The sequence below is a fragment of the Pantoea sp. PNA 14-12 genome (assembly GCF_004364735.1).
GTDB classification, from domain to species: Bacteria; Pseudomonadota; Gammaproteobacteria; order Enterobacterales; family Enterobacteriaceae; genus Pantoea; species Pantoea stewartii.
In genome coordinates, this window is record NZ_SOAJ01000005.1 from 282,994 (window position 1) to 304,581 (window position 21,588).

The 21,588-nt window shown below is 51.4% G+C and carries 20 protein-coding genes; 12 read left to right on the forward strand and 8 right to left on the reverse strand.

Going from position 1 to position 21,588, the window contains the following annotated elements:
• Positions 1–213: 213 nt before the first annotated feature.
• Positions 214–1,248 (forward strand): alpha/beta hydrolase, encoded by a 1,035-nt coding sequence (locus tag C7434_RS18015; RefSeq protein WP_033742440.1) that lies wholly within the window; start codon positions 214–216, stop codon positions 1,246–1,248.
• 38 nt (positions 1,249–1,286) lie between these two features.
• Here C7434_RS18015 and C7434_RS18020 read toward each other — a convergent pair whose 3' ends face one another.
• Both C7434_RS18020 and C7434_RS18025 read right to left on the reverse strand, forming a co-directional pair.
• On the reverse strand, positions 1,287–2,759 hold the full coding sequence (locus C7434_RS18020; RefSeq protein ID WP_033742438.1) for a mannitol dehydrogenase family protein: 1,473 nt from the start codon (positions 2,757–2,759) through the stop codon (positions 1,287–1,289).
• Between the two features lie 854 nt (positions 2,760–3,613).
• Positions 3,614–4,600: a D-threonate 4-phosphate dehydrogenase gene (locus C7434_RS18025; RefSeq protein WP_006121964.1), complete on the reverse strand. Its 987-nt coding sequence runs from the start codon at positions 4,598–4,600 to the stop codon at positions 3,614–3,616.
• 502 nt (positions 4,601–5,102) lie between these two features.
• Here C7434_RS18025 and C7434_RS18030 point away from each other — a divergent pair.
• The 6 genes from C7434_RS18030 (at position 5,103) to C7434_RS18055 (ending at position 10,967) form a co-directional block, all read left to right on the forward strand.
• Positions 5,103–6,248 carry an iron-containing alcohol dehydrogenase gene (locus C7434_RS18030; RefSeq protein WP_033742434.1) on the forward strand — a complete coding sequence of 382 codons (1,146 nt, stop codon included), beginning with the start codon at positions 5,103–5,105 and terminating at the stop codon, positions 6,246–6,248.
• A 22-nt stretch (positions 6,249–6,270) separates the two neighbouring features.
• Positions 6,271–7,152 carry a dihydrodipicolinate synthase family protein gene (locus tag C7434_RS18035; protein ID WP_033742431.1) on the forward strand — a complete coding sequence of 294 codons (882 nt, stop codon included), beginning with the start codon at positions 6,271–6,273 and terminating at the stop codon, positions 7,150–7,152.
• A gap of 77 nt (positions 7,153–7,229) precedes the next feature.
• Positions 7,230–8,651: a sodium:solute symporter family protein gene (locus C7434_RS18040; RefSeq protein ID WP_006121967.1), complete on the forward strand. Its 1,422-nt coding sequence runs from the start codon at positions 7,230–7,232 to the stop codon at positions 8,649–8,651.
• A 1-nt stretch (position 8,652) separates the two neighbouring features.
• Positions 8,653–9,810: an exo-alpha-sialidase gene (locus tag C7434_RS18045; protein WP_006121968.1), complete on the forward strand. Its 1,158-nt coding sequence runs from the start codon at positions 8,653–8,655 to the stop codon at positions 9,808–9,810.
• Positions 9,811–9,814: 4 nt separating this feature from the next.
• Entirely contained in the window at positions 9,815–10,285 is a 471-nt protein-coding gene (locus C7434_RS18050; RefSeq protein WP_033742426.1) for a YhcH/YjgK/YiaL family protein, read from the forward strand.
• A gap of 1 nt (position 10,286) precedes the next feature.
• Positions 10,287–10,967: an SDR family oxidoreductase gene (locus C7434_RS18055; protein WP_133745745.1), complete on the forward strand. Its 681-nt coding sequence runs from the start codon at positions 10,287–10,289 to the stop codon at positions 10,965–10,967.
• A 130-nt stretch (positions 10,968–11,097) separates the two neighbouring features.
• Here the strand turns inward: C7434_RS18055 and C7434_RS18060 are convergent, their stop codons facing one another.
• Positions 11,098–11,499 (reverse strand): cupin domain-containing protein, encoded by a 402-nt coding sequence (locus C7434_RS18060; RefSeq protein WP_006121972.1) that lies wholly within the window; start codon positions 11,497–11,499, stop codon positions 11,098–11,100.
• Positions 11,500–11,738: 239 nt separating this feature from the next.
• On the opposite strand from C7434_RS18060, the gene C7434_RS18065 reads away from it, so the two are divergent.
• Positions 11,739–12,536, forward strand: coding sequence for a MetQ/NlpA family ABC transporter substrate-binding protein (locus tag C7434_RS18065; RefSeq protein ID WP_033742422.1), 798 nt, complete (start codon positions 11,739–11,741; stop codon positions 12,534–12,536).
• A 58-nt stretch (positions 12,537–12,594) separates the two neighbouring features.
• On the opposite strand, the gene C7434_RS18070 is transcribed toward C7434_RS18065, so the two are convergent.
• A complete protein-coding gene (locus C7434_RS18070) occupies positions 12,595–13,302 on the reverse strand; it encodes a phage antirepressor KilAC domain-containing protein (RefSeq protein ID WP_033742419.1) in 708 nt (235 codons plus the stop codon).
• Positions 13,303–13,733: 431 nt separating this feature from the next.
• On the opposite strand from C7434_RS18070, the gene C7434_RS18075 reads away from it, so the two are divergent.
• Positions 13,734–14,168, forward strand: coding sequence for a 6,7-dimethyl-8-ribityllumazine synthase (locus tag C7434_RS18075; protein ID WP_006121974.1), 435 nt, complete (start codon positions 13,734–13,736; stop codon positions 14,166–14,168).
• Between the two features lie 86 nt (positions 14,169–14,254).
• Positions 14,255–14,728: a nuclear transport factor 2 family protein gene (locus tag C7434_RS18080; RefSeq protein ID WP_033742417.1), complete on the forward strand. Its 474-nt coding sequence runs from the start codon at positions 14,255–14,257 to the stop codon at positions 14,726–14,728.
• 215 nt (positions 14,729–14,943) lie between these two features.
• On the opposite strand, the gene C7434_RS18085 is transcribed toward C7434_RS18080, so the two are convergent.
• The 4 genes from C7434_RS18085 to budA form a co-directional block, all read right to left on the reverse strand.
• Positions 14,944–15,360 carry a hypothetical protein gene (locus C7434_RS18085; protein WP_006121976.1) on the reverse strand — a complete coding sequence of 139 codons (417 nt, stop codon included), beginning with the start codon at positions 15,358–15,360 and terminating at the stop codon, positions 14,944–14,946.
• A 178-nt stretch (positions 15,361–15,538) separates the two neighbouring features.
• Positions 15,539–16,312, reverse strand: coding sequence for a (S)-acetoin forming diacetyl reductase (locus C7434_RS18090; RefSeq protein WP_033742618.1), 774 nt, complete (start codon positions 16,310–16,312; stop codon positions 15,539–15,541).
• A 25-nt stretch (positions 16,313–16,337) separates the two neighbouring features.
• The gene (gene alsS / locus C7434_RS18095; RefSeq protein ID WP_033742415.1) at positions 16,338–18,017 is read right to left on the reverse strand and encodes an acetolactate synthase AlsS; all 1,680 of its coding nucleotides are present in this window, start codon (positions 18,015–18,017) and stop codon (positions 16,338–16,340) included.
• 15 nt (positions 18,018–18,032) lie between these two features.
• Entirely contained in the window at positions 18,033–18,815 is a 783-nt protein-coding gene (gene budA, locus C7434_RS18100) for an acetolactate decarboxylase (protein ID WP_033742414.1), read from the reverse strand.
• Positions 18,816–18,919: 104 nt separating this feature from the next.
• On the opposite strand from budA, the gene C7434_RS18105 reads away from it, so the two are divergent.
• Together C7434_RS18105 and C7434_RS18110 are read left to right on the forward strand one after the other, a co-directional pair.
• Positions 18,920–19,801: a LysR family transcriptional regulator gene (locus C7434_RS18105; RefSeq protein WP_033742412.1), complete on the forward strand. Its 882-nt coding sequence runs from the start codon at positions 18,920–18,922 to the stop codon at positions 19,799–19,801.
• A gap of 494 nt (positions 19,802–20,295) precedes the next feature.
• Positions 20,296–21,570 carry a Glu/Leu/Phe/Val dehydrogenase gene (locus C7434_RS18110; RefSeq protein WP_133745746.1) on the forward strand — a complete coding sequence of 425 codons (1,275 nt, stop codon included), beginning with the start codon at positions 20,296–20,298 and terminating at the stop codon, positions 21,568–21,570.
• Positions 21,571–21,588: the final 18 nt, after the last annotated feature.

Genomic DNA, 21,588 nt, shown 5'->3' on the forward strand with positions numbered 1-21,588 from the left:
CGGTGCCTGAGAACCCATTAAATTTTCTGGTCAAACATCCACTTTCGCGGAACACACGTAACCACCCCCCTTAAAACCTTCGCTTTCATAATCTTGCTCAACACCGCGCTATGCCTTATGCGCTACCGTCTGCTGGCAAAGGCTGAACGCCCCTGCAACCTTTTAAAAACCCTTAACAATTCATACTTTCTTTCAACGTCTCAGGGAATAATTATGAATGTATGCCACACTTTTTTTATTGGGGGACTGGCCGTAATCATGACGATGAGTAACGCGATGGCAACGAAAAATACTGAACTGACCGGATACCGTGAAGGCGCAAAGGTGATTGAAGTCCAACCTGTGCGCAACCAGATTGATGCGATCACTGGCGTGGTTTATTCGCAGATTACAACGCTACGATCGGTCAGACCGCTTCACATGTCATTACTGGTGCCCCGCACCGATGCAGTCAAACCCGCAATTGTTTACTTTCCGGGCGGGGGGTTTACCAGTGCCGACCACGAGAAATTTATTCAGATGCGCATGGCGCTGGCAGAAGCGGGCTTTGTTGTGGCCGCAGCTGAATATCGTGTTGTACCGGATACCTTCCCTGCGCCGGTTGTTGACGGGAAAGCGGCCGTACGCTATCTGAGACAGCATGCAGAAACGTACGGTATCGATCCTCATCGTATTGGTGTTTTAGGCGATTCGGCAGGAGGCTGGCTGGCACAAATGCTGGGCATGACAAATGGTCAGACCGCTTTCGATCAGGGTGATTTTACAGAAACATCATCTGACGTCCAGGCCGCCGCCACGATTTACGGTATTTCAGATTTACGCAATATTGGCGAAGGCTTCTCTGAAGAGAATCAACAGGTGCATGCCTCACCGGCCGTCACTGAAGCCCTTTTGATTCATGGACCGGCCTTCCACGATTTTGCAGGCGCGTCTGTCATGGATGATCCTGATAAAGCCCGTCAGGCAAGTCCCATGGGCCATCTTGCGAACCCCAAACCGCCTTTCCTGATTATGCACGGTGACAAAGATTCACTCGTTTCACCGCATCAAAGTGCGCAACTCTTTGATGCGCTTAAAAAGGCAGGTGATCAGGTTGAGTACGTCGTGGTGAAAGGTGCAGAACATGGTGATGAGGTCTGGTATCAACCTGACGTCATCCGCCTGGTTGTGAACTGGTTTTCAGAGGTGCTGCACCCTGATACACGAACAGGCAGCAAGAGCACAGCCAATTTAAACGACAATTTGTAATGCACCAGGCAAACCACTTTATGTGGTTTGCCTGGTCATCAGTCTGCTGACACGTCAGCCATCAGGTCAGCGACAGTCTGTTTTGCCCCTTTGTCCAGTAGATGGAGATAGGACTTAACCACCTGCTGCACAAAACAGGGATTATCGGGCAGCGTGTGGCCGAATATAGCTTCCAGTCCTAACAGCGCTTTTACCCTCGCCTCCCCTTCTACGCTGCCGTCAACGGCGGTTCGTATAGACGCCAATAAAGGATCGCAGATCTCAATCTCTTTTCCCTGGTCATCCTTACCGCTGACATAGCGCATCCATGCGGCAATACCTAATGCAAGCAGATCAAAACGGCTGCCACGCTTGAGGTGCCAGCAAACGGAATGTAACCAACGTTGCGGTAACTTCTGGCTGCCATCCATCGCAATTTGCCAGGTACGATGCTGTAGCGCGTGATTTTCATAGCGTGCAATCAGCCGATCGGCATAATCGATCAAATCAACGTTCTTAACGGTTAGCGTCGGTGCCTGTTCTGTCAACATTAAGCGTCGTGCCGCAAGGCGAAAGTTCGGGTCCTGCATACAGTCATAAATATGCTCATAACCCGCAAGGTTGCCCAGGTAAGCCAGAAATGAATGGCTGCCGTTCAACATACGCAGTTTCATCTCTTCGTAAGGCAGCACGTCTTTGACTAACTCTGCACCGGCTTTTTCCCATGCCGGCCGCCCTGCGACGAAATTATCCTCAATAACCCACTGGCGAAAGGGCTCACAGGCTACCGCGACGGGATCGGCCACCTGAATAAGCGCCGCGATCGCGTCAAGACTCTGCGGATTCATCGCCGGTACGATACGGTCCACCATGGTTGAAGGGAACGTCACCTGCTGTTCAATCCAGTCTGCCAGGTCGTTGTCACGTTGTCGGGCAAAAGCACGCACGACCTGACCGATCACTTTTCCGTTTTCTGGAATATTGTCGCAGGACAACACAGTAAACGCAGGCAGACCAGCAGCCTTGCGACGCGCCAGTGCTTCAACGATGATCCCTGGCGCAGAAAGCGGCTGGTGAGGCTGAGCCAGATCAGCGACAATCTGAGGATGGTCGCGCATCAGCTCGCCCGTTGCCGGTGAATGACAATAGCCTTTCTCAGTAATCGTTAAGGAAACGATGGCAATTTCGGGCTGACACAGGGCGTGAAGTACGGCTTCGGTTCCATCGACCTGAGCGTGAAGCGCCTGCTTCACCACACCAATCACGCGCCCTTCCCAGCCATGAGCCGACATTTCTGCCACGCTGTACAGTAATCCCTGACGTTTCAGATCGGCAATCTGTCGTTCCCCGCCGATGAGATTAACTTCGACGTAGCCCCAGTCGCTGTTATGTTCTGCTGCAAGAACATCGGCATAGACCGCCTGATGAGCCCGATGAAAAGCACCGAATCCAAGATGGACAATACGCGGGACGAGCTTATTCCTGTTCCATTTTGGAACCGTCGCCTTCGCATTCAGTAGGGTAGTTTGCATTTCTTTCTCACCTTATTTTTTATTAGCTGCGTGGACACTGACGTTAAATAACGGCAGCACCAGGAGATCGCCTTGATGTTTTCCTGTGCGGCGCCGTTTGGATCAAGCGCCTGAGAACACCACGGCAAAAGGAAAGTTTTTAAAACAGAATTGGTGCGGGAAGCCTATCGTCAGCGGCAGAATTGTTCCACTACCATACCAGTTATAATTAAAAAATGTGATGAATGGCAATTATGTCTTTGGGTAAAATTGCATTAATTAACAAAGAAAATAAAAATCACAACTTCTTTATAACTATAAATATTGCTGGCACTACAGAAGAATTAACCTTCAAACAGGCTGATACGTATTAGCACGCTGTTTTGCGGTTCGGGTGAATAACCAAAATTTAAAAAAATCCGAAAGATTGCTTTTAAAAAGGGCCAACCTCATCAGGCGTCATGTATAAAAAGACTTAATCGCACCAATGGGTTTAAGAGCACTCGGGTTTGAGGATGAGCTATTTCGCTACGGACAAAACGGAAATCAGGCAGAAACTCAACGCCGTATTTGACTGGCGGGACATTAACGCTGAACGCTTTTTATTCCCCCATCTGGCGTCATTCGACGTGTACGTGGTAAGGCTGTCAGTTATGCCTCTGTGGAGCCGGAGCATTTTGGAAACCAGCCCGATACGGTGCTGTATTGATATTGCACCCGCATGCGATGACAGACACCCGTTTCCCGACGCGTCGCTGTATTAAGGTTATATCGGTTCAGGTGCCTGTTTTATCGCGAAGGTTTGCACAGCCGCCCAGAAGCCGTATGCAGGGCAACGCAATCATGTCACCCTGAGCCTCCCTTCCCGCACAACGCTATGCTTGCGTAATTTGCAGCGCCATATCAATCGAGATAGCCATACTTTCGGGATTCGCTTTACCGGTCCAGGCAATGTTAAAGGCCGTGCCATGATCGGCTGAGGTGCGCAGGAACGGTAAGCCTGCGGTAATGTTTACGCCGTCGTAGAAGCCCAACAACTTGAGCGGAATATGGCCTTGATCATGATACATAGCCACAACAATGTCATACATGCCCTCATTGCATTGCATAAATACGGTGTCCGGCGGGCACGGGCCATAGACGTTTATGCCCTGCGCCTTCATCGCGTCAATCGCCGGTGTCAGCACGCGAATTTCCTCATCTCCGAACAACCCATTTTCACCCGCGTGTGGGTTAACGCCCGCAACCGCAATACGCGGCTGGCTATAACCGACCCGGCGCAAAAACGTATCGGCAATTCTGATTACCGTTTCAACGCGCGCCTGGCTGAGCGTATCCAGGAATGTCCGCAGAGAAATATGCGTGCTGACGTGGATCACTTTGAGTTTATCAGTGTAGAGCACCATCGAATAATCTTTGGTGTCAGTTAATTTTGCCAGTAATTCCGTATGGCCTGGATAATGATGGCCGGCCATATGCAGCGCTTCTTTATTCAGCGGAGCCGTCGCAATCGCTTTCACGTCACCGCGCATCGCCATTTCTGTTGCACGTTTGATGCATCGATAAGCCACATCGCCCGCTTCAGGCTGCACAACCCCACACTGTAGTGCCTCCGGATGTGCCACTTTCTCATCGATAATATGAATAACGCCGGGCATAAAGGTGGCTTCGGACACGTTATTAATGACGTTTAATTCCGCCTGCGGCGTTATGTTCATTGCCAGTATGCGGCGGAACGTTTGTACACAACCGATAACCACAACGGGCGAACCCGCTAACGCGCCCTCGGTTAAGGCCTTAATAATAATTTCAGGACCGATCCCAGCCGGATCGCCCATCGTAATCGCCACAACATTCGTCACTTATTTTCTCCTCAACGACGCTCAAAATTTTTAAAGGGGGAGATTCATTACCCAAACACCGGCTTTCGTTAATACCGCCTGACGTCAGTCACAACCGGATGCATGCCCACCAGGAACATATTCCGCCGCCCTTCTGTGCCGCGTTGCGTCCGGGCCGAGACGGTTGCAGCAGCCCATTTAGCCATCCCTGACGCCTTGTCGCTAAAATCAGCCCAGCGTGCAAACCCGCATTGCCGTCGTTGAGCGATTTCACTCATCCGGTCAACGGTCAGAGATATGGCCCTCTTGTTTTGTCGCCCCATGTCGTCAAAAGCGCCTGAAGATCAGAGCCACAACGCACCTCATCAGTTTTACCCCTCACCTTAATGATTATATTCAATCACATTCGATTATATGTGAGCAAGATCAATTTAATAAAGCGCCATTTTATTTATAAATTTAGCCAGTGAGTGAGCGAAGTTAAGCGGAATGAAGAATTTCAGTCATTTATGGGGAGACAGACGTGGCATTAATTAACAGCACAATATTGAGCGGTTCCGACGCGATAAAGGCACTGACGCCGGTCGTCGCGGACAAACAACACCTGCTGGTTTTAACAGACAAGAACATTGTAAATTTGCCCGCGACCACGCAAATCATGACATTGCTCAGTCAGGATGGCCGTCACGTTAAACTGATCGATGATGTTCCGGCAGAACCCACGCATACCGATGTTGAAGCAGTGCTGTCGCGTACAGCAGGTAAAACGTTTGATTTAGTGGTGGGCATTGGCGGTGGAAGCGTACTGGATGTGGCGAAGCTGCTTTCTGTGTTATGTCACGTTGCGTCACCCTCCCTTAAGGCGCTGCTTGATGGCGGGAAAATTACAGCCCGTTTACCCTCACTGCTTATTCCCTCGACGGCGGGAACGGGTTCGGAAGCAACGCCCAATGCTATTCTGGCTATCCCTGAAAAAAACACCAAATCAGGCATCATTTCCCCTGTGATGCTGCCGGACTATGTCGCGTTAATTCCAGAACTGACCACCAGCATGCCTGCGCATATCGCCTCATCAACGGGCATTGATGCACTGTGCCATTTACTGGAATGTTATACCGCCACCATTTCGAACCCTATGGGTGACAACGTTGCGCTGATGGGCCTGCATAAGCTGTTCCGGAATCTGGAAACATCCGTCACTGAACCGCATAACCTGAACGCGAAGCTGGAAATGCTATGGGCTTCTTATTATGGCGGCGCGGCAATCGCGCACGCCGGCACCCATCTTGTTCATGCGCTTTCGTATCCTCTGGGAGGCACTTATCACCTGCCTCACGGCGTCGCCAATGCCATTCTGCTGGCACCCTGTATGAAAGTGGTGCGCCCGTTTGCCATCGACAAATTTGCCACTGTCTGGGACCTGATTCCGGGCGCCGATATCACATTGACCCCGGAAGAAAAATCGCACGCGCTGGTCGACTATCTCGCCAAATTAGTTAAACGGCTCAATCTGCCGGATAACCTGGAAACATTAGGTGTGCCGTCAGGTGATATTGATGCGCTGAGCGAATCTGCACTCAATGTGAAGCGTTTAATGAACAATTCACCCTGCGCTGTAAGTCATCAGGATGTGGCTGATATTTACCGGACCCTGTTCCCTAAAATTTAACCGCCGAAAGGAGTGGGTAAAGATGAAAAAAATAGAAGGTGTACTTACAGCGATTGTGACGCCTTTTACTCAGGAAGGTGATCTTTATCTTGATGAACTGAAACGCCAGGTTACCCGACAACTCAATGCCGGTAACGGTATTTTTTGCGGCGGCACAAATGGTGAGTTCTTTGTTCTCAACGAAAAAGAAAAGCTTACTGTTACAGAAACCTGTGTTAACGAAGTGTCGGGGCGGGCAAAGGTTGTTGCCCATATTGGTGAGATCTCGACCCGGGACACCCTTCGCCTGGGTAAACAAATTGAAAAGCTGGGCGTGGATGCGGTTTCAGTAATCACGCCCTATTTTGTGCCGTTAAATCAACGCGAACTGATTAACCATTACACGGCAGTTGCGGATGGCCTTTCCGTACCGGTTTTTCTGTACAACATTCCGGCCAGAACAGGCAATACGATTGAACCAGAAACCGCCCGCACCCTTGCTGCCCATCCCAATATCATTGGTGTAAAAGACAGTGCCGGAAGTTATGAAAGCCTGCGCGACTATCTGGACGCGGTAAAAGAATGCGATAACTTTGACGTGCTTAACGGCCCCGATTCACTTATCCATCAAGGCTTTGTTGAAGGGTGCTCTGCCTGTATATCAGGTCTGGCTAACGTTGCACCGCACCAGATAAATGCGATCTGGTCACGCTTTCATGCCGGCGATATTGACGGATCACGTCAGGCGCAGGAACAGGTCACAGGGTTACGCACCGATCTTTATAAGGTCGCCTTTTCACCTGCAGCAGTAAAAAAAGCGCTACAAATTTTAGGCCATAACGTGGGCGAGAGCCGTTATGCCATTCATTTTGACGCTGCGCAGAAAGAGGAAATTCGCAGAATCATTAACCTGTACCTGAAATGATAATAAGAATTTATAAATTTTAAATACCGGGAGCATAAAGCGCTCCCCGAATTTATCTTGCTCTATCTGAGGCTATAATGAAAACATTCAACGCTCAGGACACCCTGATAATTATCGGCATTGTATTGGCATATATTCTTTTTACCACCTGGCTGACATTCCGGTTACGTAGTAAAAACTCGGGCGATTTTATGGAAGGCTCAAGAGCCATGCCAGCCTTTATTGTAGGTATTCTGCTGATGTCAGAATATATCGGTGCAAAATCGACTATCGGCACGGCTCAGGCCGCCTTTGAAGGTGGGATTGCCGCGTCCTGGTCAGTCATTGGCGCCGCTATTGGCTTTCCCCTTTTTGGCATGATTCTGGTAAAACGCATTTATAATACGGGTAAAATTACCATCTCGGGTGCGATTGCTGAAAAGTACGGTAACAGCACCAAAAATATTATTTCACTGATCATGATTTATGCCCTGCTTTTGGTCAATGTGGGAAATTATGTCAGTGGTGCGGCGGCAATCGCCACTGTATTACACGTGACATTGCCGGTTGCCGCTTTTATTACGGCTGTAGTCAGTACGTTCTATTTTGCCTTCGGCGGTTTAAAAGGAATCGCCTGGGTCACCATGCTACACAGCGCGCTGAAATATTTTGGTATCCTGGCTATTCTTTGGTTTGCATTGTCACAAACGGGTGGCCTCAAGCCTATGATCAATGAAATGCCCGCTTATTACTGGACCTGGGACGGTAATATCGGCGCGTCAACCATTGTCGCCTGGCTTATCGGGACGATTGGCTCGATCTTCTGCACCCAGTTTGTCATTCAGGCTATCTCGTCGACCAGAAGTGTGAAGTCGGCGCAGCGCTCGACCTGGATTGCCTTTCTGTTCTGTATGCCGATTGCGTTGGCGATTGCCGTTATCGGTGTGGCAGCCAAATATCTCCACCCCAATATTGACAGCCTGTATGCATTGCCGGTGTTTCTGCAGGATATGAATCCCTGGCTGGCTGGTCTGGTAACGACCTCACTGGTTGCCTCTATATTTGTCAGCGTCAGTACCGTTGCCCTGGCTATCGCGTCGCTGGTGGTGAAGGATTTCTATGTGCCTTATTTCAAACCCACGACAGAGCAGGAATTTAAAACCACGCGCTGGTTGTCGCTGCTGATTGGCTTTCTGCCGCTGATCTTTGTCCTGTTTGTCCCTGAAGTTCTGAAACTGTCCTTTTTTACCCGAGCGATTCGCCTGTCTATTACCGTTGTCGCGGTCATTGCCTTCTATGCCCCGTTCTACAGAAGTACTCGCGGTGCCAATGCCGGCCTGATTGGTGCGTGTGTCGTGACCTCAGTCTGGTATCTGGCAGGCGATCCGTTCGGTATTAATAACATGTATATCGCGCTACTGACGCCCGCATTGATCATGGCGATTGACCATATGATCCCCAGCAAAGCCAGAACCGCAGCGGCTGAACACGCCAGAGCTGCCGCAGGAAAAGGAGAATAAAATGACTGTAACCGTAACGCGCGATGGCATCCTGACGCCATGGGAAAAAGATGACCGCGTACTGACCGCAATGCTGCCTTCGTCATGCCCACAGAACCACGCCGCCAATATTTTACCGCTGCACGATGGTTCCCTGCTCTGCGTCTGGTTTGGCGGCACACAGGAAGGCATAGCCGATATCTCTGTCTGGTGCTCGCGCTTACCTGCAGGCAGCCATATCTGGAGTGAGGCGGTAAAACTGTCTGACGATCCAACCCGTTCTGAGCAGAATCCCGTTCTGTTCCTCGCGCCCGACAACGTGCTGTGGCTGTTGTGGACCGCACAGCTGTCCGGTAATCAGGATACGGCGATTGTCCGCTACCGCCAGTCTGGCGATCTGGGTAAAACCTGGGGGCCCATTGACACGTTACTGGATAAACCTGGCACCTTTATTCGTCAGCCCATCACCGTGCTGGAAAACGGCAACTGGTTACTCCCGGTGTTTTACTGCCGCACACAGCCGGGTGAAAAGTGGGTGGGTAACGACGATATCAGTGCGGTGAAGATTTCATCCGACCAGGGTCAAAGCTGGCGGGATGTGGTTGTGCCGGAAAGCCTGGGGTGCGTGCATATGAATATCACTGCCCTGCAGGATGGTTCGCTGGTTGCCCTTTACCGCAGCCGTTGGGCAGACAATATCTATCTCAGCCGCTCCACCGATGGTGGTGAGAGCTGGTCAGCGCCTGAAGCCACGGTGTTACCTAACAACAATTCGTCAATTCAGGTGACGACGCTGCAAAGTGGCGAACTGGCGCTGGTGTTTAATAGCATGAGTGCAGCCGGGGCAACGGAACGTCGCGCGTCACTCTATGATGAGATCGATGACGGTGACGGCAGAAAGGAGCCAGAAGCAACCGGACGAAGCGCTTTCTGGGGGGCGCCACGCGCCCCAATGACTGTCGCAATTTCCGCCGATGGCGGCAAAACCTGGCCGTGGCAGAAAAACCTGGATGAAGGTGACGGTTACTGTATGACAAACAATTCTCAGGAAAAACTGAACCGTGAGTTTTCCTACCCGAGCATTAAACAGGATGCACAGGGTACCTTACATATCGCGTATACCTATTTCCGCCAGGCGATTAAATATGCGCGCGTCACACCCGACTGGGTGAAGGAGTAAGCAGATGATTATCGGCAATCTGAACGCCCTGCCGCTGGCAGGGTTACCCGAATCCTTACTGGCTCTGCTCCGGTTACCCGACTGTTCTCTTGAAGCACTGGCCGCAAGGGATATCGGTAGATGGCAGCCGGAAAATGCAGCGTGGTTTTGCACGATCCAACAGGCCACCACCCAGGACGCCACGCTGCGTCATACGGAATACCACCATCTTTGGACTGACATTCAGGTGATGCTGGAGGGTGAAGAGGTCATTTATGCTGGCACCCAGTCCATTGCCAGGGCCGGAGATGAAGAGCGCAAACCCGATTTGTATGTCGCGCAGCCAGAACCATTACCGGTTAACATCACTTTGCGTAAGGGAGACTTTGCGGTCTTTTTGCCCGGTGAACCCCATCAGGCCCTGTGTGCCGCAGGCGCGCCAGTAGCCGTTCGTAAAGCCGTCTTTAAGGTACCGAAATCGATGTCAGGAGGTTGAGATGCGTCACGCTATCGTTACAGGCTACAGTTCTGGCATCGGCAAAGCGATTACTCAGGATTTATTGCAAAAGGGCTGGAAAGTTACGGGGCTGAGCCGGACGCAGGGCGAGGCAGCCTTACCCAACCTCAACGGCATCGCCGTTGATCTCACTGATGCCGATCAACTCAGGTCGGCAATCAGCGGGCTTGATACGCCGGATGCGCTGATTCACACCGCAGGAATGATCGTCGCCGCCCCGCTGGGCGAACTGGACGGAGCGGCCAGCAAACGCTTGTGGTCGTTGCACGTTCACGCAGCCGAAGTGCTGATCAATCACTTTGCGCCAACGCTTAAGCCAGGCAGCAGGATCGTCGTTATCGGCAGTCGTACCTCGCGCGGTGCCGCCAATCGCTCGCAGTATGCGGCAACCAAAGCGGCGCTGGTTGGCATGGTCCGCTCATGGGGAATGGAACTGGCTCCTCGGCAGATTACGGTGAATGTTGTCGCTCCCGGCGCAACCGAAACGCCGATGCTGACCAAACCTGAACGGGCCTCATCCGCCCCCATCCTGCCGCCAATGGGACGCCTGATTCAGCCAGAAGAAGTGGCTTCACTGGTGAGTTATTTACTCAGTGAACGCGCTGCTCCCATCACAGGTCAGGAGCTGGTGATATGTGGAGGCGCTTCACTTAAAGCCTGATTCGCCGCGTGGTTAAACCCGCGTTTACCGGCTGGTTTAACCACGGCTGTCGCGCTTATTCCGGTGAAATGACGTGAGCCCTTCCCCTTTTTTATTCACATTACGTCACGGGCTTTGCCCGCATAGCGATCTAAAACTCTTCCGGCTCGCCGGGTAGCGGTTCGGTCAGTTCCTGCCCTTTCACACCCGCGTACGTGATAATCAGCTCAGCAGGACTTTCCAGCGTAAAACCACGATGCGCACTGTTGATGGTTTCATTCAACGCTTCACCAGCCTGAAAAGTTTGCTGCTCACCCGTTTCTTTATCCTCCACCACTAACGTCCCTGAAAGGACAAATGCTGCATTGGGCATCGGATGAGTATGCCAGGGCAAGGCGGTTTGCGCCGGAAGGGTTAAGCGTATGACTGTCAGTTCGGGTTGGCCCTGCGGATAAGCGTCAATATGTTGGCCATTCCATGCCTGGCAACTTTTGAGCAGCGTTACCGCCTTAATTTCTGATGCTGATGCGTTATCGCTGTTTTCACCTGACATCGTTTCTCCTGTTAATGACGCCCCGGGCCGGGCTGAGTGACTTGTTTAAAAATAGCTGATAATTCGCCAGCACACTTAATATCAGCAATTGAAAGGCGGCAGAGACAGCGATAACAGCGCTGATGTTTTTTTATCCCAATCAGAGCATGATGGTTATATCTTATAGCGACGCGTAAGTACGCAATACCGTGAATTTGTATTAGGCTTTCGGCATCAAATACTGACGGGAATCCCTACACATGAAAGGTTTATTGACGGCGCTAATCGCCAGTTCCGTATTATTATTGTCCGCCTGCTCGCCTGATAACGATCATAAAGTGAAAGTGGCTATTAATACGGGTCCTGATGAAGCTATCTGGAAAGAAGTACAGAAAGTAGCCAAAGATAAGTATCAGCTGGATGTTGAAGTGCTGAACTTCAATGATTATGTTTTGCCCAATGAAGCACTGAATAATAAAGAAGTGGATGCGAACGCCTTTCAAAGCCTGCCTTACCTTGAAGAGCAGTCAAAGGAGCGCGGCTATAAATTTGCCGTTGTGGGCAAAACGTTTGTTTTCCCTATCGCTGCCTATTCGCACAAAATTAAAAATATCAGTGAGCTGAAGGATGGCGATACCATTACGATATCAAATGAAGCCACCACGCTTGGACGCAGCCTGCTGCTATTACAGGCTCAGGGGCTGATTAAGCTAAAAGACGGTGTGGGTTATTTACCAACATCGCTGGATATTACCGATAATCCCAAACATCTGAAGCTGGTCGAAGTGGATACACCACAGCTTACCCGCACGCTGGACGACCCAAACGTCACCCTTTCCATTATTAATACCAACTTCTCTGCGCAGGCGGGGTTATCTGCTCATCGCGATGGTTTGTTTATGGAAAGCGCCTCTTCGCCGTACGTTAACGCCCTGGTTTCACGTCAGGACAATAAAGACAGCGATAAGATTCAAAAGCTGAAAGCTGCATTTCAGTCTCCTGAGGTCGCAGCAAAAGCAGAAGACGTTTATAAAGGCGATGCCATTAAAGGTTGGTAAATCCGCTAGCCTGGGGCAAGTCGCGCAGCAGGCGGCCTGTTCCAGGCATAACGTGCCGTCAGGCGGCAGCGCCTTTGGTTTGTGCGGACAGATGCCCGGCCCATAAGCTGGCAATCCACCGGACCCCTTTCGTGGTAAACCGCGCCTGTGAGAAGGTATGCTGATTTTCTGCCGTTCCTGCGTGCAGGGTAAAGTAACCCGCCTGCAGATGGTAATGCTGTGGTGTCAGTGCGCCCTTTTCACGGTACATGATATTGCGGTCAAGCAGAAACTGACGAAAATCCGTTTCTTTCACTTTCAGCATTTTACACAGCTGACGAAAACCGAGCGCGGTGTCCACATTCACGAAATCGTCGAAAAAGGCGGCTTTTGGCGCAGATTCGGCCAGTTGCTTTTCTGCAGCACGGCGCTGTTCAAACTGCTCCGCCCAGGCGCGGGCCGCCTCGGCGGGATTCGTGAAATCAGGGAGATGAATGCGTTCTTCACGCGCCTGCCAGCGATCAAGCGCTTCCGCGGTAAAGCCAGGCGAAAGCCGGGCCACCGCCAGAAGGGAATCGCGTTTATTCAGGTGATATTCCTGGCGCATTTCGCCCTGGTGTTCATAGAGATTGACCAAAAGTGGCTGGGACAGGCGCTGTGCCGTTTCAAGGCTTTTGATTAACCGTTTAACTTCACCATGTGTATTTCCGGTCATTTGAGCAATTTCCCGGCTACTCATTGTGATGGCATGATCCGTTGCGTTGAAAGTTTCTGTCGACATCATCATGGGCTTTACCCCCTAATCATTCCAGACAACACCCAGCGGGCAGTGGAATAATTATACAATTACCTGTTTAAATATCCAGTATTATTTTTAAGCAACATCATAAATGGAATGCGTTACACAATCGAACAGCGATCGCGATACCGGAGGCACGCAAAGCATGGCCCTGTGCTTTTCACCTTGCCAGGGAACCCAGGGCACACGCGGAAGACCGCAAAAGCGAGTGAAAGGTAAGCGCACGGGGTTTACATCGGTTTATACTGTCCGCTATTCATCACTGAATTCAGCCGGATACTGCTGTCCGGCAGCGTGATCGATGTCTTTATGATGTGTGACTGGCAATGGTACGCATCAGAGAATTTATAGTCATTCGGGAAGATGAGCGCGTCTGCCGATCTCTCAGGAACCGGATGTCACGTTGACTGGAGTAAGTTATGCAACCGTTAAGAGTCGCCTTTATCAAGGCAAACTGGCACAGCGAGATTGTTTCTCAAACCCTGGCTGGATTTCAGCAGGAAATGGACAACAGCAGCACGCCCTGTGAAATCAAAACCTGGGATGTGCCTGGCGCCTTCGAAATGCCGTTACTGGCACAACGCCTGGCACAAACTGGTAAGTTCGATGCAATCGTCTGTGCGGCTCTGGTCGTGGATGGTGGCATTTACCGCCACGATTTTGTCGCTCAGGCCGTCGTGAACGGACTCATGCAGGCACAACTGGCGACCAACGTGCCCGTGTTTTCCGTCTCACTGACACCACATAATTTTCAGCCTGCCGATGAATTCATTCGCTTCTACACCGAGCATTTTGTGAAAAAAGGCAAAGAAGCGGCACGCGCAGTCCGTCAAATTCACGCCATTTCACTGTAAACGCACGTGGTTTTGTCTGTTTAACAGTCTGTTTATCACAGCCAGGCGGCGCGCTTATCCAGAGTGCCGCTATTTCAGGAGACAGTATGGAAGCCCCACGCCAGCCTTTACCACCGTTTACCGATGTACAACAGGCCATAACGAAAGTGCGTCTGGCCGAAGATGCCTGGAACAGCCGCGACCCCGAACGCGTTTCACTGGCTTACTCGCCTGACAGCGTCTGGCGAAATCGCGATATCTTCCTGAGCGGACGTAGCGAAATCGTGGCGTTTTTGCGCGAGAAATGGCAGCGAGAAGCCGAGTATCGGCTGATAAAAGAGCTGTGGAGTTTTCACTCAAACCGCATTGCGGTTCGGTTTGCCTATGAATGGCATGACAGCGCGGCAAACTGGTTTCGTTCTTATGGCAATGAAAACTGGGAATTTGACGAGAATGGCTTCATGGTCAGGCGCCACGCCAGCATAAACGATGTGGCGATTGCCGAGAGTCAGCGTTTGTTTCACTGGCCTCAGGGCCGCCGACCGGACGACCATCCTTCACTCAGTGATCTGGGCCTGTAGGCAATTTCCGTGAAACATGTCTGAGATCCACCTGACGCACCTTCTCGCGTCGGGTGAGACAGAAAAGAACAGCACCATATTGTCTGAACCGTTCACCTTCAGGCCGTAAACAGCAGTCCTGACTTTTCCACTACCTGGGCATTTTAGTTCCGGCAAGGCTGTTCACGCCGACAATTCAGGTCAGTCACATCGGACTGACCCTCCCGCCTGATGCCTTAACCTTGTTCCTGCGCAGCGTCGTTTGATTTAGGCTGCTCAACAAAGGTCGCTTTATTGCGCGTCACCGTGTAGGCCACTTTTTTCACGTCGTTAGGTGACGTTGTCACCTCAAGGGGATCAATGGTTACGCGTCCCAGACCAAATAAGGTACGGACGTAACCGCCGACTTCATGTTTACCCGCCGGGACATGCAGGACTTTACTTTCGCCATTCGGCAATTCGCCAGCATCTTTACCATCCACGGTCAGGTAAATATGGGAACCGTCGTCAGCACGCGTAATCACATGAGAGACATCAATCTGCGTTTGTCCTTCGGCAAAGGCGTCAGCAGGATTGGCGGCAGGCTGCTTTTTGGCGCAGCCTGACAAGGCAGTGGCGACCGCGAGTGCGGCAAACAGATAACGATAACGCATTGTGGCTGTGTGACTCCCTGACAAATGAGCACGTTATTTTAGCGATTTCAGAGCATGATGGAAGCCCGCAGGCGCTCGGCATGCTCTGAATTTTGTCAGTAAGCAATGCGAAGGGTAACGAGAAACGGCCTGGCTGAACAGAGGTCGCCTGGCACAAGCGTGCCAGGCCTGATCGCGATCAGCTAAAGACCATTCCGCCATCAACCAGGATAGACTGGCCGGTAATATAATCCGAGTCCGGTCCTGCGAGGAAGGCTACACAGGCGGCCACATCGTCGGGCTCGGATAAACGGCCCAGTGTGATTCTTTTGGCGAAGGCCTCGGTACCATAACCTGCAGGCTGACCTGCGGCTTCGGAAATTTGCCGATCAATTTCTGCCCACATGGGGGTTTTGACAATGCCCGGACAAAAACCGTTTACGGTAATGCCCGCCGGGGCGAGATCCCGGGCTGCCGTTTGGGTCAGACCGCGCACGGCAAACTTACTCGAACTGTATATCGCCAGTTCAGGATTTCCGACGTGGCCAGCCTGGGAGCAGGCATTAATGATCTTTCCGCCGTGCCCCTCCGCTGCAAAGGCTTCAACCGCGGCCTGCATACCCCAAATCACGCCTTTCACGTTGACGTTGTAGACTTTATCAATGATGTCTTCCGTAATGTCCTGAACAGGCGTGGACGGCGCAATCCCGGCATTATTGACAATGACATTAAAGTCGCCCAGCACTTCACGTGCCTGCTCAACCGCGTGAAAAACCTGATCACGCTTTGATACATCAACCTTGATGGCTAATGCACTGCCCTGCGCTTTTTTAATTTTTTCCGCGACCTGAGAAGCGGTATCAAAATTAAAATCCGCTACCGCAACGGCAAAGCCATCTTTCGCCAGGCGTAACGCAATGGCCTCACCAATGCCCTGGCCCGCACCTGTTACCAGCGCCACTCGATTTTTCATCATCATGTCCTCCGTTCCTTCGTGATTAAAGAAGCTGACTCAGATGGAGTTGTCCCATCAAAAGGGGGTTATCCGCATAATCCACCGGTACAGCCACAACCGCCGGCCCCTGCACATCCATTGCTTTACGCAGTGTCGGCTCAAGTTCAGCTGCGCTGGTCACCGCAAACCCCGCGGCGCCAAACGCCTCGGCATAGGCTTTAAAATCAATGGGCCCAAAATTGACACCGGACACACGTTGATATTTTTTCTCTTCCTGCATCGCCACCATGTTGTAGGCATTGTCGACCCAGATAATGTGCAGGATATTGGCGTTGAGCCTGACCGCCGTTTCCAGCTCCATACTGGACTGGAGAAAACCGCCATCCCCTGATACCGACACCACTTTACGTGATGGATCGACGAGCCAGGCACCGATAGCCCAAGGCAGCGCAACGCCCATGGTTTGTTGTCCGTTAGAAATCATGATTTGACGCGCACGGAAGCTGTAGAGGTAGCGGGCAATCCAGATATGAAAACTGCCCATGTCCACGGTAAGACTGACGTCACTGTTGATGATGTCCTGCATCGCCCGGACAATACGCAGGGGATGAAGTGCAAACTGATTCAGACTGGCCCCCTGAAGCGCCAGTAACTGTCGCTGTTGTTGGCGATCGTCCAGTATGCTGGCAGCCTGCTGACTAAGTTGTAAGGGTGAGGTTATCCGTGTCGCCAGCTTGCCCACCGTTGCCGCGATATTCCCCACTAACTCAGCATCAGGTAAATAGCGGTTGTCGGTTTCCGCCGGGACGACATCAATATGAATTAACGTCGCATTACCGGTATTCCACATCGCCGGTTCGTACTCAACCGGGCTGTAGCCAATCGTGATAATCAGATCCGCCTGCTGGAGTAGTTTGTCACCGGCCTGGTTATTGAAAAGACCCACGCGGCCAGCAAAACGGGAAAAGTGCTCCTGACGTATCGCGCCTGCTGCCTGATAGGTGCTGGTAACAGGGATATGGCTGCGGTTTAACAGATCGTGAATGGCCTCGCTGTTCTCAGGCTGGCTTGCCATCAGGCCAAGCAGAATCACCGGATTTTTTGCTTTGGCTATTTCACGACTGACCGCATCAATCATGACGTCGGGTGCCGCCCCCAGGGTGATACCGCCTTTGCTGGCCAGGACTTTGCCCGTCACCGGCTGGTCGACAATATCCTGTGGCAGGCTGACAAACGCACCGCCTCCGCGACCATGCTCCGCATGGCGAAAGGCATTTGACACGCATTCAGCCAGGGCGGAGGGATCGGTCACCTCTACCGCATATTTTGTAACCGGGCGGAACATAGAGACGGTATCCAGGCTTTGGTGGACCTGCTTGGCGCTGTCAGAGCGTTTGACGGCGCCCCCCAGCGCCACAACCGGATCGCCTTCGCTGGTCGCGGTCGCCATACCGGTCACCAGATTGGAGCAACCAGGACCGGAGGTGACCAGCGCCACCCCTGCTTTTCCGGTCAGTCTGCCCACCGCAGCGGCCATAAACGCAGCATTGGCTTCATGCCGCACGGGAATGGTCTGAACAGACGAATCCAGCAATGAATCAAAGACTTTATCGATTTTTGCACCCGGAATACCAAACACATGGCTGACGCCCTGTGCTTCCAGTTGCGCGACAACCAGGTCGGCGCCGCAGGTCCAGAGGGTTGTATCTGAGAGGGTTTTCATATTCAGGCCTCGTTATTAGCTTTCGACAGAACGGATAGCGTCATCCAGGTTTTCGGGCGTCAAATTGGCGTGCAGGAAATCACTGTTTTCCGGCAGGTCAATGACCAGCTTGCTGATGGCGCCAAAGGTCAGCGTGCCCTCTTCAAGCACGTAGTCGAGAATGTGACCGCCTCCGGTTCTGTCGTCGGTGATAAAATGTTCGTGGTACCCGGCGACGTTAATGCCCTGCATGTACTGTGGCGTACGGAACCCGATAAGCTCACCGCTGCGATGAGAAAATTCAAAGATGGGCTGATTGCCGAGCACTTCTGGCATCGAGCGGTATGGGCGGCACTGACACGGAACGGTACGGGTTTGTACCGATGAAAAGTGGCCGCTGACACGTAAGGCACAGAACTGATTGTCTGAGGTGATTTCACTGTCAATTAACTGGTGCAGCTCATGACGTGGAACAGCACGTTCGAAAGTGTGTTTATGCTGAGGCTGGAAGAAGGTCATAACCGCAAAGGGCGTTTTCTGCTCAGGATGGGCAGGACGGGCGCTGCCATCCGCCCGTAACTGATAAACATTGCTGTCGAATGCAATCAATTCTCCGTCGAGCTGGTTGAACGTGCCCAGGCCAAAGTCGCCCTTACGCAGTAAATCTGCAATTCGGGTTTCACCTTCGTAAACACCGCTCAGAAGTGCACTCATCAAAGAGGTTTGATACATAACACTTTCTGGCATATTTTTTTGCAGTTTGTTCACCGTATCTTTAAGTTGATCCTCGCAGGAACAATCAGTTACAAAATTGCTCATTGGATGCCTCATGGGTTAACTGTTAAGCCGTGTTAACATTATGGTGGTCCCGTTTGCCGACAGAATCCAATAGCAAAACCTGTTAACTTTGAGACGTTTTTAATATGGAACTGCGCCATCTACGTTATTTTGTTGCGGTCGCACAGACTCAACACTTCACCCGAGCGGCTGAACTACTGGGCATTTCGCAGCCGCCGCTGAGTCAACAAATTCAGCGCCTGGAGCATGAAATTGGTACCCCGCTGTTGAAGCGGCTGACACGTGGTGTGGAACTGACAGAGGCTGGAAAGACTTTTCTGACAGATGCGATTGAAATTGTTCAGCTGGCCGATTATGCCCTGGAGAAAGCCAGAGGCGTTGCCCGTGGGATGAGCGGAAAAATGTCATTAGGTTTTGCGAGTTCGGTGGCGTTTAATCCTCGTGTGTTCGAAATCATTCGGCACTTTAAAGCCCGCTATCCTGCACTGGAATTAATGACCCGCGAAGAAAACATGTCTTTGCTGATACAGGATCTTCAGGAAGGATTACTGGACGCGGCGTTTATTCGTTTACCCTGTGAAAGCAGTCGGTCATTTAATTTGCGGGTTATTTCGACCGAGCGGATGGTGTTGGCACTGCCTGCCGACCATCATCTGAAACATAAAACGGCCATTGCGCTAAGTGAGTTGGCAGACGAAACGTTGATTATTTTTCCACGTGAAGTTTCGCCCAGTTTGTATGAGCTCATTGTCAGTGCCTGTTTACGGGCAGGTTTTTCATCTTCCTCTTTCCAGCAGGCCCCGCAAATCAGCTCTTCGCTGGGGATGGTCGGCGCGGGCTGCGGGATTGCGCTGATCCCTGAATCCATGATTTGCGTACAGAATCCTCACATTTGCTTTCGTGACATTGCAGAGAATACGCTCTTTACGGATGTCGCTTTTGCCTGGCGGCGTAATAATGCGTCCAAGGCCGTGAACCATTTATTAGCACTCATTCCTGCGCGTTAAACACTCACCGCTCACTCCTTTCGGTGGCAGAAACGAAGCGGGAAAATAAAAGATGCAGTATGAAAAGGGGAAATAACCGCTGCGAATATATCCCCTGATGCGTCACCGGGGCTATTTCATGTTGCCTTTGTGTTTTCACATAAATGAAATTTTCATTCGCATTAGCTGAATTAATGCACCGCGTTGGTGCAAAAAAGTCAATGCCATTTCTAACATTTAATTAACTTTTTGAACCTTCTCAAAGAACTGATAAATGGCTGATTTTTTAGTTTATGCATCTTTTATGCATTTCTTATGCAACCAGCACGGGGACTTTACCCGGTTTATCTGCACTATTATTCACTCTTGTTCAGCGTTAATCGAAATAGCATAGCGATAATGCGTGCCGGGCCGACATCATATTTTTTCTGGCAGTGATAAATTATATAGGCGCTGAAAAGCGTATTGTTTCCACGGCTCAACACAATAAATAACGTCGATAAGAAAGGTTTTGTATGGATAAGTTATCTTACGCGTCTGACAGTAGTACATCCGCCTGGTCTACCTACCTTCAACAAATCGATCGCGTTGCCCCTTATTTGGGCGCTCTCTCTCGCTGGATCGATACGTTACGTCATCCTAAACGTGCCTTAATCGTTGATATTCCTTTGCAAATGGATGACGGTACGATTCGTCATTTCGAGGGTTACCGTGTTCAACATAATCTGTCACGCGGCCCCGGCAAAGGCGGAATCCGCTATCATCCGGATGTTGACCTGAATGAAGTCATGGCACTCTCCGCCTGGATGACCATCAAATGTGCCGCTGTGAACCTGCCTTATGGTGGTGCTAAAGGCGGGATTCGTGTAGATCCCTTCAAATTGTCTGAAGGTGAGCTTGAGCGTTTAACCCGCCGCTATACCAGCGAAATTGGTATCATCATCGGTCCACAAAAAGACATTCCGGCACCCGATGTCGGTACCAACGGTAAAGTTATGGCCTGGATGATGGATACCTACTCCATGAATCTGGGCACCACCGTGACGGGCGTCGTGACAGGTAAACCTATTCACCTGGGTGGATCGCTGGGTCGCGAAAAAGCCACCGGTCGCGGCGTTTTTGTTACAGGTCGCGAAGTGGCGCGCCGTGCCGGTATTGAGATTGAAGGTGCGCGCGTCGCCGTTCAGGGTTTCGGTAACGTTGGCAGTGAAGCGGCACGTCTGTTCAGCCAGGCTGGCGCACGCGTCGTGGTGATTCAGGATCATACCGCTACCCTGTTCAATGCCGACGGTATTGATATGGATGCACTGACGCAATGGCAGGCCGAAAACAAACAGATTGCTGGCTTCAAAGGCGCACAAGTCATTGATAAAGAGGCCTTCTGGCACACGGAAATGGATATTCTCATTCCGGCAGCCCTTGAGGGTCAGATTACCCGTGAACGCGCTGAGACCCTGAGCTGTAAACTGGTACTTGAAGGTGCCAACGGTCCTACCTATCCCGATGCTGACGATGTGCTGGCAAACCGTGGCGTGATTGTGGTCCCAGACGTTATCTGTAACGCCGGCGGTGTGACGGTCAGTTACTTCGAATGGGTGCAGGATATGGCCAGTTTCTTCTGGAGTGAAGACGAGATTAATAAACGGTCTGATAAAATCATGACTGAAGCCATGATTCACGTTTGGGAAAAAGCCAAAGAGAAAGACTGCTCTCTGCGCACCGCAGCCTATATCGTTGCCTGTGAGCGTATTCTGATGGCCCGTAAAGATCGCGGTATCTATCCGGGCTAAGCCAGTAAAAAAACAACC

Coding starts and splice junctions, on each gene's coding strand:
- C7434_RS18090 (WP_033742618.1), bottom strand. CDS start 16,312: ATGAAAAATCGAGTGGCGCTGGTAACAGGTGCGGGCCAGGGCATTGGT.
- C7434_RS18065 (WP_033742422.1), top strand. CDS start 11,739: ATGAAAGGTTTATTGACGGCGCTAATCGCCAGTTCCGTATTATTATTG.
- C7434_RS18105 (WP_033742412.1), top strand. CDS start 18,920: ATGGAACTGCGCCATCTACGTTATTTTGTTGCGGTCGCACAGACTCAA.
- C7434_RS18035 (WP_033742431.1), top strand. CDS start 6,271: ATGAAAAAAATAGAAGGTGTACTTACAGCGATTGTGACGCCTTTTACT.
- C7434_RS18015 (WP_033742440.1), top strand. CDS start 214: ATGAATGTATGCCACACTTTTTTTATTGGGGGACTGGCCGTAATCATG.
- C7434_RS18020 (WP_033742438.1), bottom strand. CDS start 2,759: ATGCAAACTACCCTACTGAATGCGAAGGCGACGGTTCCAAAATGGAAC.
- C7434_RS18040 (WP_006121967.1), top strand. CDS start 7,230: ATGAAAACATTCAACGCTCAGGACACCCTGATAATTATCGGCATTGTA.
- C7434_RS18080 (WP_033742417.1), top strand. CDS start 14,255: ATGGAAGCCCCACGCCAGCCTTTACCACCGTTTACCGATGTACAACAG.
- C7434_RS18085 (WP_006121976.1), bottom strand. CDS start 15,360: ATGCGTTATCGTTATCTGTTTGCCGCACTCGCGGTCGCCACTGCCTTG.
- C7434_RS18070 (WP_033742419.1), bottom strand. CDS start 13,302: ATGATGATGTCGACAGAAACTTTCAACGCAACGGATCATGCCATCACA.
- C7434_RS18075 (WP_006121974.1), top strand. CDS start 13,734: ATGCAACCGTTAAGAGTCGCCTTTATCAAGGCAAACTGGCACAGCGAG.
- C7434_RS18110 (WP_133745746.1), top strand. CDS start 20,296: ATGGATAAGTTATCTTACGCGTCTGACAGTAGTACATCCGCCTGGTCT.
- C7434_RS18045 (WP_006121968.1), top strand. CDS start 8,653: ATGACTGTAACCGTAACGCGCGATGGCATCCTGACGCCATGGGAAAAA.
- C7434_RS18050 (WP_033742426.1), top strand. CDS start 9,815: ATGATTATCGGCAATCTGAACGCCCTGCCGCTGGCAGGGTTACCCGAA.
- budA (WP_033742414.1), bottom strand. CDS start 18,815: ATGAGCAATTTTGTAACTGATTGTTCCTGCGAGGATCAACTTAAAGAT.
- alsS (WP_033742415.1), bottom strand. CDS start 18,017: ATGAAAACCCTCTCAGATACAACCCTCTGGACCTGCGGCGCCGACCTG.
- C7434_RS18055 (WP_133745745.1), top strand. CDS start 10,287: ATGCGTCACGCTATCGTTACAGGCTACAGTTCTGGCATCGGCAAAGCG.
- C7434_RS18060 (WP_006121972.1), bottom strand. CDS start 11,499: ATGTCAGGTGAAAACAGCGATAACGCATCAGCATCAGAAATTAAGGCG.